General features: G+C 63.7%; 16 protein-coding genes. 14 read left to right on the top strand and 2 right to left on the bottom strand.

The window, feature by feature from the left end; genetic code table 11:
- Window positions 1-67: 67 nt before the first annotated feature.
- On the bottom strand, window positions 68-880 hold the full coding sequence (locus tag BUA05_RS12420; RefSeq protein ID WP_072675341.1) for an SDR family NAD(P)-dependent oxidoreductase: 813 nt from the start codon (window positions 878-880) through the stop codon (window positions 68-70).
- 126 nt (window positions 881-1,006) lie between these two features.
- Here BUA05_RS12420 and BUA05_RS12415 point away from each other — a divergent pair, with 126 nt between their 5' ends.
- The 3 genes from BUA05_RS12415 (at window position 1,007) to mobA (ending at window position 2,392) form a co-directional block, all read left to right on the top strand.
- Window positions 1,007-1,411, top strand: coding sequence for a nuclear transport factor 2 family protein (locus BUA05_RS12415; RefSeq protein WP_072675340.1), 405 nt, complete (start codon window positions 1,007-1,009; stop codon window positions 1,409-1,411).
- Between the two features lie 122 nt (window positions 1,412-1,533).
- Window positions 1,534-1,875 carry a putative quinol monooxygenase gene (locus BUA05_RS12410; RefSeq protein ID WP_072675339.1) on the top strand — a complete coding sequence of 114 codons (342 nt, stop codon included), beginning with the start codon at window positions 1,534-1,536 and terminating at the stop codon, window positions 1,873-1,875.
- Window positions 1,868-2,392 carry a molybdenum cofactor guanylyltransferase gene (gene mobA / locus BUA05_RS12405; RefSeq protein WP_245790192.1) on the top strand — a complete coding sequence of 175 codons (525 nt, stop codon included), beginning with the start codon at window positions 1,868-1,870 and terminating at the stop codon, window positions 2,390-2,392. The genes BUA05_RS12410 and mobA overlap by 8 nt, the downstream gene beginning before the upstream one ends.
- Here mobA and BUA05_RS12400 read toward each other — a convergent pair.
- The gene (locus BUA05_RS12400) at window positions 2,389-3,393 is read right to left on the bottom strand and encodes an NADP-dependent oxidoreductase (RefSeq protein ID WP_072675337.1); all 1,005 of its coding nucleotides are present in this window, start codon (window positions 3,391-3,393) and stop codon (window positions 2,389-2,391) included. The genes mobA and BUA05_RS12400 overlap by 4 nt on opposite strands.
- Before the next feature lie 124 nt (window positions 3,394-3,517).
- Between BUA05_RS12400 and BUA05_RS12395 the strand changes: the two genes are divergently transcribed.
- From BUA05_RS12395 to BUA05_RS12345, 11 genes are all read left to right on the top strand, one after another.
- On the top strand, window positions 3,518-5,656 hold the full coding sequence (locus BUA05_RS12395) for a molybdopterin-containing oxidoreductase family protein (RefSeq protein WP_072675336.1): 2,139 nt from the start codon (window positions 3,518-3,520) through the stop codon (window positions 5,654-5,656).
- A 22-nt stretch (window positions 5,657-5,678) separates the two neighbouring features.
- Window positions 5,679-6,689 carry an NADP-dependent oxidoreductase gene (locus BUA05_RS12390; protein ID WP_072675335.1) on the top strand — a complete coding sequence of 337 codons (1,011 nt, stop codon included), beginning with the start codon at window positions 5,679-5,681 and terminating at the stop codon, window positions 6,687-6,689.
- Between the two features lie 4 nt (window positions 6,690-6,693).
- On the top strand, window positions 6,694-7,473 hold the full coding sequence (locus tag BUA05_RS12385) for a ThuA domain-containing protein (protein ID WP_072675334.1): 780 nt from the start codon (window positions 6,694-6,696) through the stop codon (window positions 7,471-7,473).
- A complete protein-coding gene (locus tag BUA05_RS12380) occupies window positions 7,470-7,859 on the top strand; it encodes a nuclear transport factor 2 family protein (protein ID WP_072675333.1) in 390 nt (129 codons plus the stop codon). Before BUA05_RS12385 ends, BUA05_RS12380 begins: the two co-directional genes overlap by 4 nt.
- Before the next feature lie 97 nt (window positions 7,860-7,956).
- Window positions 7,957-9,198 carry a cytochrome P450 gene (locus BUA05_RS12375; RefSeq protein WP_072675388.1) on the top strand — a complete coding sequence of 414 codons (1,242 nt, stop codon included), beginning with the start codon at window positions 7,957-7,959 and terminating at the stop codon, window positions 9,196-9,198.
- A 5-nt stretch (window positions 9,199-9,203) separates the two neighbouring features.
- Window positions 9,204-10,286 carry an acyl-CoA dehydrogenase family protein gene (locus BUA05_RS12370; RefSeq protein ID WP_072675332.1) on the top strand — a complete coding sequence of 361 codons (1,083 nt, stop codon included), beginning with the start codon at window positions 9,204-9,206 and terminating at the stop codon, window positions 10,284-10,286.
- Window positions 10,287-10,338: 52 nt separating this feature from the next.
- Entirely contained in the window at window positions 10,339-10,764 is a 426-nt protein-coding gene (locus tag BUA05_RS12365; protein ID WP_245790191.1) for an OB-fold domain-containing protein, read from the top strand.
- The gene (locus tag BUA05_RS12360) at window positions 10,761-11,912 is read left to right on the top strand and encodes a thiolase family protein (protein ID WP_072675331.1); all 1,152 of its coding nucleotides are present in this window, start codon (window positions 10,761-10,763) and stop codon (window positions 11,910-11,912) included. The genes BUA05_RS12365 and BUA05_RS12360 overlap by 4 nt, the downstream gene beginning before the upstream one ends.
- Window positions 11,909-12,697 (top strand): SDR family NAD(P)-dependent oxidoreductase, encoded by a 789-nt coding sequence (locus BUA05_RS12355; protein WP_072675330.1) that lies wholly within the window; start codon window positions 11,909-11,911, stop codon window positions 12,695-12,697. The genes BUA05_RS12360 and BUA05_RS12355 overlap by 4 nt, the downstream gene beginning before the upstream one ends.
- A 15-nt stretch (window positions 12,698-12,712) precedes the next feature.
- Window positions 12,713-13,468 (top strand): ThuA domain-containing protein, encoded by a 756-nt coding sequence (locus BUA05_RS12350; RefSeq protein WP_072675329.1) that lies wholly within the window; start codon window positions 12,713-12,715, stop codon window positions 13,466-13,468.
- Window positions 13,469-13,553: 85 nt separating this feature from the next.
- Window positions 13,554-14,780 carry an acyl-CoA dehydrogenase family protein gene (locus BUA05_RS12345; protein WP_072675328.1) on the top strand — a complete coding sequence of 409 codons (1,227 nt, stop codon included), beginning with the start codon at window positions 13,554-13,556 and terminating at the stop codon, window positions 14,778-14,780.
- Window positions 14,781-14,787: the final 7 nt, after the last annotated feature.

Here is a 14,787-nt window from a genome sequence, read left to right as displayed (position 1 = left end):
TGACCCCTTCCAGACCCCCGTCAGACCGGCTTTGCCCGCTGTTTCACGTGAAACAGCGGGGCCGCGCTCAGCCCTCCTGCAGCTTGGCCATCGCGGCGCCGACCGCTGCCTCGATATCGCGCGCCTGCGGATTGCCGCGCAGGGTCACCCCGCCGTTGGGCTGGATGTTCTGCCCGGTCACGAAGGCATGGTCGCTGCACAGCCACAGGCAGGCATGGGCCACGTCTTCCGAGGTGTTGAGCCGCCCCAGCGGATAGCGCGGCACGAAGGCATCGACGAGGCCGGGCACCTGAAAGCTTTCCTGCGTCATCGGGCTTTCGGTGAAGGCGGGCGACACGGTGTTGGCCTTGATGCCGAGATGCCCGTAATCATTGGCGACGCACTCGATCAGCGCCTCGCTCCCACGCTTGGTGCCGATATAGGCGGCGTGGTTGTTGATCAGCGCCTTGGTGGTGGCCGATGACAGGCTGATGAGCGAACCGCCGGTGGGCGCCTGTTCGCCCATCACCCGCACAAAAGCCTGCAGGAAGTGATGCACCCCCTTGAACTGCAGTTCGGTGATCTGGTCGAGCTGTTCCTCGGTGGTGTCGAGCAGGCTGGCAAGCAATCCCCAGCCGGTGGTGTTGATTGCGATATCGACACGCCCGAAAACATCCCGCGCCTTGTCGGCCATGGCGTTCACTTCGCCCTTGCTGGTGATGTCGCACAGGGCATATTCCCCGCCGATCTCACCGGCGAAATCGACCAGCGGGGTCTGCTTGCGCCCTGCGACCATCACCCGCGCGCCTTCGGTGGCAAACAGGCGGGCGATCACCTGCCCCATGTTGCCCGGCGATGCCGCTCCCAGAATGACAGCCGTCTTGCCTTCGAGTTGTCCCATCGCGTCTCTCCTCTTGCGTCCCTGCGCCTACCACGCATCGGCGCAAGACCACCCTTCCCAAAAGTGTCCATTGTCCCCGGCCATCCCCCGCCCGATAGCGTTCCGGCAATAATGGGAGAGCGCGCAATGTTTACCGGACCACTGGAGGATCGCGTCGCGATTGCCGAACTGAATGGTGTCTATGCCGATGGCGTGGTGCGTTTCGATGCCGAAACATGGGGATCGGTCTGGGCGGACGACGCCGACTGGGACCTGATGGGCCACAAGACCAAGGGCAAGGACGCCATTGTCGGCTTCTGGAACGGCGCGATGGGCGGGCTGGAGGCGGTGAGCTTCCAATGCGTGCCGTGCATGATCGCAGTCACCGGCAACACCGCAACATCGCGGGTGCAGACGCAGGAAATCCTCAAGCCCAACGAAGGCCCTGCGCGCCATGTCGGCGGACTTTATGAAGATGCGCTTGCAAAGGTGGACGGGCGCTGGGTGTTTACCAGCCGGACATTCCGCATCGTCGCCGAATTTGGCGCTTAGTTTTCGGATTCGCTCGCTCGAACCGCATACCCCCGCCCCGCCTCCCCACCCGGACACCAATGATGCCATCAGGCTATGGTGGCCGGGTGGGGAGGCGGGGGATCTGAACACCTGGAGACAAAATGGCCAAGATCCTGATTTCCGCCCAGATCGACCTCGATCCCGCGCAGCGCGAGGAAGCGCTGCGCACCGCCCGCCCGCATATCGAGGCGGCGCTCGCCGAAAAGGGCTGCATCCATTACGACTGGAGCGCCTGCAGCATGAACCCCGCGCGGGTCAACGTGTTCGAGGAATGGGAAAGCGAAGAGGCGCTCGCCGCGCATTTCCTGGACCCTGCCTATGCCGGAATGCGCGACCATATCGGCCAGTTCGGCCTGACCGGTGCGGCCAGCGCCAAGTACCGCGTCGATGCCGAAGGCCCGGTCTATAATGCCGAGGGCGTTGCGACCGAGGCGTTTGACTGATCCTGCACCCTTGCTTCTGGGGGCGATCCTCGCTGGCGGGCAGGCGCAGCGCTTCGGCAGCGACAAGGCGCAGGCGCTGTTTGCAGGCGACCGGCTGATCGACCGGGTGGCCGCCGCGCTTAATGCCCAATGCGGAGCGCATGTGGTGTGCGGACGCATGGAGCCGGGCTTCACCTGCCTTCCCGACTGGCCCGAACCCGGGCTTGGCCCGCTGGGCGGCCTTGCGGCGGCGCTGCGCCATGCGGCGGCAAACGGTTTTGCCCACGTCCTGTCCGCCGGGGTCGATGCGCCCAACCTGCCGCATGATCTTGCCGCCAGTCTGACTGGCGAAGGCGCGGCGATTATTGCAAGTCAGCCGGTTGTCGGGCTGTGGCCGGTTGCGGCGTGCCATCCACTGGAAGCCTTCATGGAGGGCGGCGGCCGGTCGCTTTACCGCTTTGCCGATGCCATCGGCGCGCGCCGGATCTACCTCCCCCGCCCGTTGATGAACGTCAACCGGCCCGAGGACCTGCCCTAAAGCTTGAGCATCTGCTTGCCGCGGTTCTGCCCGCTGAACAACCGCTGCAAGGTCGCAGGCGCGTTTTCGAAACCGTGCTGGATGTCTTCCTGATATTTCAGGCTTCCATCCTTGACGAAGCCTTCGAGCCGCTTGCGGATGGCGGGGAATTCACTCGCCCAGTCGAGCACGATGAAGCCCGCCATGGTGCCGCGCCGGAACACGAGGTTGAAATAGTTCTCCGGCCCGGCGGGGAGCGAACCCGTCTCATACCGGCTGATCCCCCCGCAGATCACCACGCGGGCATTGGTCGCGATGCAGGCGAGCATGTCGTTGAGGATCTTGCCCCCGACATTATCGTAGATCACGTCGACCCCGCGCGGGCAATGTTGGCGGATCTGTTCCTTCACCCCGCCCGCCTTGTAATCGATCGCCGCGTCATAGCCGGCCTCGCGCACCAGCCAGTCGCACTTGTCCTGACCGCCGGCGATACCGACCACCCGGCACCCGGCGAGCTTGGCAAGCTGGCCAACGATGCTGCCGGTGGCGCCCGCCGCGCCCGATACCAGCACAGTGTCGCCCGCCACGGGCTTGCCGACCTTGAACAGCCCGCAATAGGCGGTCAGCCCGGTCGTCCCCAGCACCGACAAAACAGCGGTGGGCGACAGATCGGTTTCAACCCTGGTCAGCTCCTTGCCATCGGTGACGAGATATTCGGTCCAGCCAGTGGTACCGAATACCATCTCGCCCACCGCGAACCTGCCGCCATTGCTGGCCACCACCTCGGCAATCCCGCTGCCGCGCATCACATCACCGATTGCCATTGGCGCGACATAGTCGGCGATGTTCTCCATCCAGCCCTTTTGCGCCGGGTCGAACCCGAGGAAATGCAGCTTGAGCAGCATTTCACCTGGTGCCGGATCAGCAAGCTCGGTCGTGGCAAGCTTGAAGTCATTCTCGATCTCGATCCCGCGACCGCGCGGATGTCCGTTCAAGAGCCATTGGCGGGTGGTGGTGGGCATCGGTCAATCTCCTTGCGTTCACCTGCCCTATTGCGGGTGCGGCGCGCAGCCCTCCACGGACAAAAGTGTCAGTCGAGCGGTTTGACCGCTGTGGTAGTTTGCGCAGGATAAAGGGAGAACCACGATGGGCGTTCAGACTCACAAGACCTTCTGCCGCTTCTGTCATGCCAACTGCGCCATGGAAGTGGATGTCGAAGGCGGGAAGGTGATCGAGGTGCGCGGCGATCCCGATGATCCGGCCTATGGCGGCTATACCTGCGTCAAGGGACGCGAATTGCCGGATTCGCACAATTCGGACAACCGTTTGCATCACAGCCTCGTGCGCAATGACGCAGGCGAGTTCGTTGAAACCCCGATGCCCGAAGCGCTTGCCCATGTCGCATCCGAGCTGCGCCGCATCATCGACACCCACGGCCCGCATTCGGTCGCAGTGTTCATGGGATCGGGCGGCTTCCAGAACAGCGCCGCGATGGCCGCCTCGCTCAGCTTCGCGCAAGCCGTGGGCAGCCGCAATTTCTACACGTCGGTGACGCTGGATCAGCCCGCCAAGGTGTTTACCACCGCCCGTTATGGCAAATGGATGGCCGGGCCAAACACCTTTTCGGAAAGCGATGTTGCGCTGTTCATCGGCAATAATCCGATCGTGTCGCACTATGCGCCCGTTGGCGGCGTGCCGCCCTTCAGCCCCTCGCGCCGCATCCGCGATCAGAAGGCCAAGGGGTTGAAGCTGATCGTCGCCGACCCGCGCGAAAGCGACGTGGCGCGGCTGGCGGATATCTATCTGCCAGTAAAGCCGGGTGAGGATCCGGCGATGCTGGCGGGGATGCTCAACGTGATCATTTCCGAAGGGCTGTATGATCGCAATTTCGTTGCCGCCCATGTCGACGGGTTCGATGATCTGGCCGAGGCGGTGAAGGCCTTTCCGCCCGAAGTCGCCGCCGAACGCGCGGGGCTGGATCGGGATCAACTCGTTGCTGCCGCACGGATGTTCGCGACCGGGTCCAAGGGCTGCGCCACCACCGGCACCGGGCCGGAAATGGCGGGCAACGGGACCCTGACCGAATATCTGGTCACCTGCCTCAACACTATTTGCGCCCGCTTCAAGCAGGAGGGCGAAAAGGCCGCGATCCCCGGCGTGTTCAGCCCCTATCAGACCGCGCGCCGCGCGCAGGTGGCCCCGCCGGTGCCGATGTTCGGGGCAGAGGGCATGCCCAAGTCGCGCTTCCGCGGCCTTGGTCATCTGGGCTGGGAAATGCCCTGCAACGTGCTGGCCGATGAAATCCTCACGCCGGGTGATGGCCAGGTGCGGGCGCTGATCTCGGTCGGCGGCAATCCGGTGGTGGGCTTCCCCGATCAGGCCAAGATGGTGCGCGCGCTCGATGATCTTGAGATGTTCGTGCAGATCGACCCGTGGATGAGCGCCAGCGCGCGCCGCGCCGATGTGGTGCTGGCCCCATCGCAATGCCTTGAGCGCGAGGACATCACCAACCTGTCCGAATGGTGGCACGAAGAACCCTATGCCCGCTATGTCGAGCCGGTTGTGGCCCCGCCGGGGGACGTGATCGACGAATATGAGATGTTCTGGACGCTGGCGCATCATCTGGGCATCACGATGCAGCTGATGGGCGGCCCGCTGCCGATGGACCGGAAGCCGACCAAGGAGGAATTTCTCGATCTGGCGGTGGCAGGCAGCCTGATGAAACCATCCGATGTGCGCCGCGATTGTCAGGCCAACGGCGGCGCGGCGGTGATCTATCCCGAAGTTCACCCCAGGGTCGAAGCATTGGACGAAGGCGAATTTCACCGCTTCGATCTGGCGGCAGGCGCGATGCCTGCGGAAATCGGGAAATATGCCGATAACCCGGCTTCGCGCGAAGGGTTCGATTTCCGCCTGATCAGCCGCCGGTCCAAGACCCGGTTCAATTCGATCGGCCATCCGCTGAAGAAATTGCAGAACAAGACCACCACCAACCCGGCCTATATCCACCCGGATGACATTGCTGCGCTGGGGCTGGAGGAAGGCGGATTGGTGGCGATCACATCACCCCACGCCACCATCCACGGCGTGGTGAAGGCGAGCGACAAGGTGCGCCGCGGCCTCGTGTCGATGGCCCATGCCTACGGCGATGCCGATGCGACCAAGAAAGATGTGCGCGAGAAGGGCTCATCAACCAACCGGCTGGTGAGCGAGGTGGTCGATTACGATCCGATCACCGGGCAATCCCTGCAAAGCGCCATTCCGGTCAAGCTGGAATCGGCCTGAGCTTCTCAACCAAAGGAATACCATGCCCACCAACCGCCGCTTCCTGCTGCAACGCCGCCCCGATGGCACCCCCGTGGCAGAGGATTTCGAACTCGTCAGCGAACCTGCGCCTGCGCTGGAGGAAGGCCAGTTCCTGATCCGCAACCACTATGCCTCGCTCGATCCGGCGATGCGGGGCTGGATGGATGCGGAAGGCAATTACATGCCGCCGATCCCTCTGGGCGATCCGGTACGCGCCAGCACCATCGGCGTGGTCGAGGAAAGCCGCGCCGAGGGGTTCGAACCCGGCCAGTGGGTGATGGGCCTGAACGCGCTGGAGGACTATTCGATCGGCGTTACCGGCGGCTTCACCCAGCCGATCGACCCCAGCCTCGTGCCGAGCGTCACCAATTACCTGTCGATCTTTGGCGCTGTCGGGATGACGGCCTATTTCGGCTTCCTTGAGGTGTGCGAGCCGAAACCGGGCGAAACCGTGCTGGTTTCGGGTGCAGCAGGCGCGGTCGGCTCACTTGTGGGCCAGCTTGCCAAGATCCACGGCTGCCGCGCGGTCGGGATCGCGGGCGGCCCGGCCAAATGCGCGCGCCTGACCGAGAAATACGGGTTTGATGCTGCCATCGACTATCGCGGCAAGGATGAAGCCGCGCTCACCGCCGCCATCGCCAAGGCCTGCCCCGATGGGGTGGACGTGATCTTTGAAAATGTCGGCGGGATCATCCTTGATGCGGGACTTATGAACCTCAACCTGCATTCACGCGTCGGGCTGTGCGGCTTGATCAGCGAATACAACACGGAACCGCGCGGTATCCGCAACCTGTGGCAGTTGATCGTCAAGCGCGCGCATATCAGAGGCCTGCTGGTGGCTGATTACGTGCCCCGCTTTGGCGAGGGCGCAGCGCAGATGGGCGTCTGGGCATCGCAAGGCCAGCTCACCATCGACGAACATGTCGACGAGGGGCTGGAGCACGCCTTTGACAGCTTCATGCGGCTGTTTGCGGGCACCAATGACGGCAAGATGATCCTCAAGATCGCCTGATCCTGTGGGCCGCTCTCTGCTCGTGCTGTCCGGGGGCCATCCTTACGAGGAAGGCCCCTTTGCCGAACTGCTGACAGGATTGGGCGATTGGGAGGTCACGCACCTGATCCATCCCGAAGCCGAAGAAGCAGTTGCGGCAGGCGCGGCGGAAAATGCCGATGCGCTGCTGTTCTACGACATGGCGGGCTACACCTTCGCCGATGGAGCGGTGACCATGCGCCCACCCTCGCAAGGCTTCAGCGATGCCATCGCCGCGCGCTTTGCCGCCGGGAAAGGTGCGGTGGCGATGCATCATGCGCTGGCAGGCTGGGCGCAATGGCCAGCGTGGCATGAATGGCTCGGCGGCGGCTTTCTCTATCAGCCGGGCGAATGGCAGGGTCGGGCCATGCCGGATTCCGGCTATCGCCACGATGTCGCCTATCAAGCCTGGATGGTCGCCGATCATCCGGTGACCCGCGGCTTGCCGGAGAGCTTCCCGGTGACCGACGAACTCTACCTCTGCCCGATCGACGAAAGCGCGCTTATCCCCCTCGCCCGCGCCGAAGGCTTTGCTTTCACGGCTGCCAATTTCCATTCCGCCGCGCAGGCGGTCGCAGGCCGGATGTTCAGCCGCGCAGGCTGGCACCACCCACCCGGCAGCAATTGCATCGCATGGGAAAGCCGCACCTGCCCCGCTCCGCTGGTCTACCTCCAGTTCGGCGATGGCCCCGCCACCTATGCCAATCCCCATGTGCGCCGGATGCTGCGCCAAGCGCTCGATTACACCTCAGGAGACCAGCCATGACCCCGACCGAAACCGTTACCGCCTTCATCGACCACTGGAACGGCGGCGACATGGAGGCCATGTACGCCCTGTGCGCGGAGACCGTCGTCTGGCACAATATCCCGATGGAGCCGTTCGCCGGCAAACCCGCCATGCGCGCGGCGGTGGAAGGCTTCATGGCCGATGTCGCGGCGTGCGACTGGCAGGTGCATGCTATCGCAGCGAATGGCAAGATCGTGCTGACCGAGCGGACAGACGGTTTCACCTTCAAGGACGGGCGGACAGCCGCGATCCGGGTGATGGGCACTTTTGAAATCGGTGAAGATGGCCTGATCACCGCCTGGCGCGACTATTTCGACATGTTGGAATTCCAGCGCGAATTCACCCCCGAAGCCGCCGGAGCCTGACGCGCGCGGGGCAATCCTAACACAAACGTGCATCGCATCGGGGCCGCCATCATGGCTAGGCTTGGGGCATTATTCCAAGGGTTGGAGCGATTTTGCGATGAACAAGCCCGAAGGCAATGTGTTTGCCCCCGAAACGCTGGTCGATCCGTTCGATTACTACCGCGCCATCCATGATGCCGGGGTGGAAATCGAACTGCTGGAGGGGATGAACACCTACGTCGTCTACAACTATGACCTGTGTAACGAAGCGCTCGGCAAGCCTGAGATTTACTCCAACGATTTCAGCGTCCTGATGGGGCGCGAGGCCGATGAGGAGATTCAGGCGATCCTTGCCGAGGGCTGGCCCGACGTGCCCACCCTGCTGACCGCCGATCATCCGGTGCACACCCGCAACCGCAAGCTGGTCAACCTCGCATTCTCCGCCCCGCGGGTCAACGCGATCGAGGCCGACATGCGCACCAAGTCGATCGAGCTGATCGAGGCCTTCGCCGACAAGGGAGCGTGCGAATTCGTCGAGGCATTCGCCGTGCCGCTGCCGGTGGCGATGATTGCCGGGCAGATCGGGCTTGATGACAACCCCCGCCAAGTCAAGGAATGGTCTGATGCGGCGGTCGACCGGTTCAGCCAGATGGTCGATCACGACCGCAAGCTGGAATGCGCGCGCAGCCTGGTCGAATTCCAGCATTACATGAAGGCCAAGATCGATGATCGCCGCGCCAATGGCGGCGATGACTTGCTGACCGATCTGGTCGAAGCGCGGGTCGAGGGGGAAACCCCGCTGACCGACCCTGAAATCATGTCGATCATGCAGCAGTTCATGGTGGCCGGAAACGAAACCACCACCTCGACACTGGCGGGCGGCTTGCTCCAGCTGATCCGCAACCCTGATCAGATGGCGAAGGCCAGGGCGGCGGCTGGCGGGCGCGATCCCAAGCTGATCGGCAACCTTGTCGAGGAAGCGTTGCGGTACGAAACGCCGACCGCGGGCATGTGGCGGATCGTCAAGGCGGATACCGAACTCGGCGGCACGAAAATCCCCGCTGGCAGCGTGGTCCAGCTGCGCTATGCTGCGGCCAACCGCGATCCGAAAAAATTCCCCGATCCCGACGCATTCGACATCACCCGCGCCAATGCCCGCACGCATCTCGCCTTCGGCAAGGGGCCGCACATGTGCGTGGGCAATATGCTCAGCCGCAAGGAAATGCTGGTCGCCTTTGACGAGCTGCTCGAACGGCTTGATGAATTTGCGGTGGCCGACGAGGACGAAATCCGCATCCTGCCCAATATCCTGCTGCGCGGCGTCACCCGCCTGCCGATCACCTTTACCCGGAAAGCCTGAGCCTCATGAATTTCGACCTGTCCGAAGAACAGGAAATGTTCGTTGCCTCGGCCCTGCGCTTTGCCGCGCCGGTCGATGTGGACGCGCGGCGGCAGCTGCGCCTGTCGCTCACCGGCTATGATCGCGGGCGTTGGCAGCAACTGGCTGAACTTGGCCTGATCGCGCTGGCGGCGGGCGAGGATGTGGGCGGCATGGGCGGTTCGGCGCTCGATCTGGCGCTGGTTGCCGAAGCGATCGGCAAGGCCAATGCGCCCGATCCGCTGCTCGAACACGGTATCTTGCCTGCGCTGTTGCTGGAACGCGGGGGTGCGCATGAGACGCTCGCGGGCGTGATTTCAGGCGAGACCATCGCCACCCTCGCCTGGACCGAACGCAGCCAGCGCTACAGCCTTGTGGCCAAGGGCATGAAGGCTGATGAAGGCGCGGACGGGTTCGCCCTCACCGGCGAAAAGACCATGGTGATGGGCGCGTTGATGGCGGATCTGTTCATCGTCACCGCAGACCTTGGCGGCGGAACCGCCTGCTTTCTGGTGCCGCGCGATGCCGCCGGGCTTGAAGTGCGCGCCTATCGCCTCGCCGATGGCAGCATTGCGGGTGAATTGAAGCTGACCCGCGCACCCGCTGCCGCCAAGCTGGCGCTGGATCCGGCGGAACTGGATGCCATCGCGGCCGAAATGCGGCTTTACGCTGCTGCGGAGATGGTCGGGCTGGGGCAGCGGCTGCTCGATGACACGCTCACCTATGTGAAAGAACGCGAACAGTTCGGCGTGGCGATCGGCAGCTTTCAGGCGCTGCAGCACCGGCTGGTCGATTGCTATGCGCGCGAGGAACAATCGCGCTCTATGCTCTACCGCGCCGCGCTGACGGACCGTGCCGATGCCGCCAAGTGGCAACGCGCCGCAGCGGGGGCCAAGGCCTTCATCGCTGAGAATGTCGATGCCATCGCGCGTGAGGCGGTGCAGATGCACGGCGGTATGGGGATCACCGATGAACTCGCCATTGGCCATGCGTTGAAGCGCGTGCTGGTGCTGACCCGCCTGTTCGGCGACATCGACACCGTGCTCGCCGAATATGCGTTGGCAGCATGATTGGGGCAGCGTGATTGGGGCAGCATGACTGCGTCAGCCTGAGGGGAACGAAGTGGGACAGAAAATCGATCCGGAACTGTGGAGCGACGGGCCAGAACCGCACCTGATGGGCGGGCGGCTGCCGTCGGGTGAAATCGTGTTCCCGATGCCGGTCGGCGACGCAGCCGAGGGTGTGGAGCCCTACAAGCTTTCGCGCCGGGGCAAGCTGTGGTCGTGGACATCGCAGGGGTTCTTGCCGAAGGAGCCTTACGAAGGCCCCGGTTCCGGCCCCGGAGAAGGCCCGCCGGATTTCCAGCCGTTCCTGCTCGGCTATGTCGAATTGCCCGGCGAGGTGATCGTCGAAAGCCGGATCACAGGTGCAAAGCTTGAAGACCTGCATCTGGGCATGGATCTCGAATTCTGCATCGTCCCGTTCAACGCGACGCATGACACCTTCGCCTTCCGACCCATCGCCAATATCGAAAGTCAGGCCGCATGAGCGAGAATGTCTACATCATCGGCGCAGGGATTCACCCGTTTGGCCGTACCGACAGCCGATCGGGCCGCGAACAGGGCGTCTATGCCGTGCGCGAGGCGCTGAAGGACGCGGGACTGGAATGGCCCGATATCGAATGCGCCTATGGCGGCAGTGCCGCCGCGGGGAACGCCGATATCATGGTCAACGAGCTGGGGCTGACCAGCCTGCCCTTCACCAATGTCGCCAATGGTTGCGCCACCGGCGGCAGCGCGCTCGCCGCATCGCAGCAGGCGATTGCCAGCGGCATGTATGATCTGGCGCTGGCGGTCGGTTTCGACAAGCACCCGCGCGGGGCGTTCAACGCCAAGCCGTCCGATTACGGCCTGCCCGAATGGTATGGCCAGACCGGCATGATGCTGACCACGCAGTTCTTCGCGCTCAAGATCCAGCGTTACATGCAATTATACGGCATCAGCCGCACCACGCTGGGCCGGGTGGCGGAAAAGGCGTTTCGCAATGGCACTTTGACGCCCCATGCATGGCGGCGCAGCCCGGTCGATCTCGAAACGATCATGAACGCGCCGATGATCAATGATCCGCTGACCAAGTACATGTTCTGCTCGCCAGCCGAGGGCGCAGTGGCGCTGATCCTCGCCAGCGAGACGAAGATGCGCGAATTGGGTGCAGACGGAGTCAAGGTGCGCAGCATCGCGGTCAAAACCCGCCCGCCCAATTCCTTCGAGGTGTTTCAGGCAGGCGTCAGCATCGAGGAAGGCGGAAAGCCGACCGTGCTTGCCAGTCAGGCCGCGTTCGAGCGGGCCGGGATCGGGCCGGAGGATATCTCCGTCGCCCAGCTTCAGGACACCGAAAGCGGCGCGGAAATCATGCATATGGCCGAAAACGGCTTCTGCAAGGACGGCGATCAGGAAGAATGGCTGGCCAATGGCTGGTCACAGATCGGCGGGAAACTGCCGGTCAACACCGATGGCGGCTGCCTTGCCTGCGGGGAACCGATTGGTGCCTCGGGCCTGCGGCAAGTCTACGAAAATGTCGAACAATTGCGCGGACGCGCGGGCGAACGGCAGGTGCCGGGTAACGTGCGCTTCGGATATTCACACGTCTATGGCGCGCCCGGCATGTCGGCGGTCGCGATTCTGGAGCGCGAATGAGCCGGCCGGAAAACAACGGACGCATGCAGGGCAAGGTCGCGCTGGTTTCGGGCGGCGCCGAGGGAATTGGCGAGGCCGTCGCGCGGTTGATTATCGCTGAGGGCGGCAGCGTGATGCTGGGCGATATCCAGCTGGCCAAGGCCGAGGCGCTGGCAGGTGAACTGGGCGAGCGGGCGGCGGCGACACCGCTTGATGTGCGTGACGCCGGGCAATGGGAGGCTGCTGTCGCCGCCACGCAGGCGCGCTTCGGCAAGCTTACCGTGCTGTGCAATATCGCGGGCATCTCCGAACCGGGCAATGTCCCCGACGGCGCGCTCGACGTGTGGCAGCGCACCATCGACATCAATCTGCACGGCCCGTTCCACGGCATGCGCGCGGCGATCCCGGCGATGGAGGCAAGCGGCGAGGCTTGCGCCATCGTCAATATCGGATCGATGATCGCGCTGCGCCCTGCGTCCTTCGTGGCGGCCTACAGCGCGTCCAAGACCGGCCTGCGCGGCTTGACGCAAAGCGTCGCGCTGGATCTGGCCGAACGCGGGTTGCCGATCCGCGCCAACATGGTGCACCCCGGCGCGATCCGCACGCCGATGTACAACCGCTACAAGTTTTCAGGCGCCGACACGCCCGAAAACATCGAGACGAATTTCGCCGCCACCCACCCGATGAACCGCATCGGCGAGCCCGAGGAAGTCGCCCGTGCGGTGGTGTTCCTTGCCAGCGACGACGCAAGCTTTACCACAGGCTGCGATCTTACGGTCGATGGCGGCGGCAGCATCAGAAGTTAAGGGTCAGGAACGGATATGCCAGAACAACCCGCCACCAGGATTGACGCGCATTTCATCGCCGCGGGCAAGTATCATGATATCGACTACCCCCGGCTTGAAATCCTGAAGATGCTGGCCGAACACCCGCATATCCGCACCACCGTGGCGGCGGATTATTCGGGGCTGGAGCGGCTCGATCAATGCCGCTTTCTGATCACCTATACCTGCGATCTGATGCCGACCGGGGAACAGGCGGCGCAGTTGCGGGCGTGGCTCGAAAAGGGTGGCAAGTGGATGGCCCTGCACGGCACCAACTCCATTCTGGTGTTCACGGCCGAAGGTCTGGTTGATACGCCGAATGATCGGCCCGACGTGTTCGACATGCTCGGCACCCAGTTCAAGGCGCATCCGCCAATCGGCCCATTCCCGGTCGAGGTGGTGAACAAGGATCACGAACTGACCCGCGGGATCGCGGATTTCGAAGTGGTGGACGAACTGTACCTGTCCAAGACCACCGCCCCGATCGAAACCCTGATGCAGACCACCTTCGAAGGCGAGGCGACCGGCTTTGTCGAGGCCCATTGGGAAAAGGCCGCCGTGCCTATCCTTTATACGAGGGATATCGGCGAGGGTCGCATCGTTTACAACACGCTGGGCCATTGTCGCGGTCACTATGACCTGCCCGGGATGGCCGATTTCTACCCGCACAAGGAAATGTGCGCGTGGAATTATGATGTGTATCATGACCTGCTGCGGCGCATGATCCGCTGGGCCATGAGAGAAGGTGCCTGAGAAGGTGCCTAAGACGGGCTCTGGAATGGGGCCTGAATTGACGGCTGAGCCGACAGACTGAATACGACGAACGGGATCGATTGACATGGACATGGACTTCTCGCCTCAGGACATTGCCTTCCGCGAGGAAGTGCGCGCCTTTCTGCGCGACAACCTGCCCGAGCGGCTGCGCGATGGCGCGCGGCGCACGCCGGGGGTGTTTGTCGAGCCCGACATCGGGATGGAATGGCACCGCATCCTGCATGAAAAAGGCTGGGTTGCCCCGCACTGGCCCGAGGCGGATGGCGGCACCGGCTGGACCCCCACACAGAAGTTCATCTTCGAAAAGGAATGCGCGCTGGCCGGGGCTCCGGCGCTGGCGATCCTCGGCCTGAGGCTGGTCGGCCCGGTGATCTGCGCCTTTGGCACGCCCGAACAGAAAGCACGGTTTCTGCCGCGCATCCTGTCAGGCGAGGATTACTGGTGCCAGGGCTATTCCGAACCCGGCAGCGGCTCCGACCTTGCCAGCCTCAAGACCAGCGCGCGGCTTGAAGCCGGATCGGGGGCAGGCGGCGACGAGTATGTGATCAACGGATCGAAGATCTGGACCACCCACGCCCACCACGCCAACTGGATCTTCGCGCTGGTCCGCACCGACGCGACCGTGAAGAAGCAGGCCGGGATCAGCTTTCTGCTGGTGCCGATGGACCAGCCCGGCGTGGAAGTGACCCCGATCCATTCGATGTCGGGCGATCACGAGGTCAACGCGGTGTTCTTCACCGATGCCCGCACCGGGGAAGAAAACCGCATCGGCGCGGAAGGCGCTGGCTGGAGCATCGCCAAGTTCCTGCTGGAAAACGAGCGCGGCGGATCCTGTTTTGCCCCGCGCCTGATCCAGTCGATCGATCGGCTGGAGGAACTGGCCCAGACCCAGCCTTCAGGCGTCAATGGCGCGATCGCCCATGATGCGCGCTTCCGCGACCGGCTCGCCCGGGTCAGGCTGGAGGCAGAGGCGCTGGAAGTGACCGAGCTGCGCATCCTTGCCGAACTGGCCAAGGGGCGCGCGCCGGGGCCGCAGACCTCGCTGGTCAAGCTGCTGGGTTCCAATATCGGCCAACAGGTCGATGTGCTCAGGCTGGAACTGCTCGGGCCGGATGCGCTGCAACTGCCGCTCGAACGCCCGCTCTACGGCAACGAAGCGCCCGAACCGGTGGGCAGCGAATATGCGCAAACCGCAATGGGCCGCTATCTCAACAACCGCGCGGCCACGATTTTCGGCGGTTCGGACGAAGTGCAGAAGAACATCATCGCCAAGACCGTGCTCGGTCTCTGAAAGGACA

The organism is Erythrobacter sanguineus, assembly GCF_900143235.1.
GTDB classification, from domain to species: domain Bacteria; phylum Pseudomonadota; class Alphaproteobacteria; order Sphingomonadales; family Sphingomonadaceae; genus Erythrobacter; species Erythrobacter sanguineus.
The sequence above is the reverse complement of the archived record's forward strand: the minus strand, read 5'-3'. Positions and strand labels throughout refer to the sequence as shown.

Excerpts from the sequence above, each read along its gene's own strand:
- BUA05_RS12400 (WP_072675337.1), bottom strand. The coding sequence starts at position 3,393 with ATGCCCACCACCACCCGCCAATGGCTCTTGAACGGACATCCGCGCGGT.
- BUA05_RS12410 (WP_072675339.1), top strand. The coding sequence starts at position 1,534 with ATGGCCAAGATCCTGATTTCCGCCCAGATCGACCTCGATCCCGCGCAG.
- BUA05_RS12355 (WP_072675330.1), top strand. The coding sequence starts at position 11,909 with ATGAGCCGGCCGGAAAACAACGGACGCATGCAGGGCAAGGTCGCGCTG.
- BUA05_RS12390 (WP_072675335.1), top strand. The coding sequence starts at position 5,679 with ATGCCCACCAACCGCCGCTTCCTGCTGCAACGCCGCCCCGATGGCACC.
- BUA05_RS12420 (WP_072675341.1), bottom strand. The coding sequence starts at position 880 with ATGGGACAACTCGAAGGCAAGACGGCTGTCATTCTGGGAGCGGCATCG.
- BUA05_RS12370 (WP_072675332.1), top strand. The coding sequence starts at position 9,204 with ATGAATTTCGACCTGTCCGAAGAACAGGAAATGTTCGTTGCCTCGGCC.
- BUA05_RS12415 (WP_072675340.1), top strand. The coding sequence starts at position 1,007 with ATGTTTACCGGACCACTGGAGGATCGCGTCGCGATTGCCGAACTGAAT.
- BUA05_RS12375 (WP_072675388.1), top strand. The coding sequence starts at position 7,957 with ATGAACAAGCCCGAAGGCAATGTGTTTGCCCCCGAAACGCTGGTCGAT.
- BUA05_RS12395 (WP_072675336.1), top strand. The coding sequence starts at position 3,518 with ATGGGCGTTCAGACTCACAAGACCTTCTGCCGCTTCTGTCATGCCAAC.
- BUA05_RS12380 (WP_072675333.1), top strand. The coding sequence starts at position 7,470 with ATGACCCCGACCGAAACCGTTACCGCCTTCATCGACCACTGGAACGGC.
- BUA05_RS12350 (WP_072675329.1), top strand. The coding sequence starts at position 12,713 with ATGCCAGAACAACCCGCCACCAGGATTGACGCGCATTTCATCGCCGCG.
- BUA05_RS12360 (WP_072675331.1), top strand. The coding sequence starts at position 10,761 with ATGAGCGAGAATGTCTACATCATCGGCGCAGGGATTCACCCGTTTGGC.
- BUA05_RS12345 (WP_072675328.1), top strand. The coding sequence starts at position 13,554 with ATGGACATGGACTTCTCGCCTCAGGACATTGCCTTCCGCGAGGAAGTG.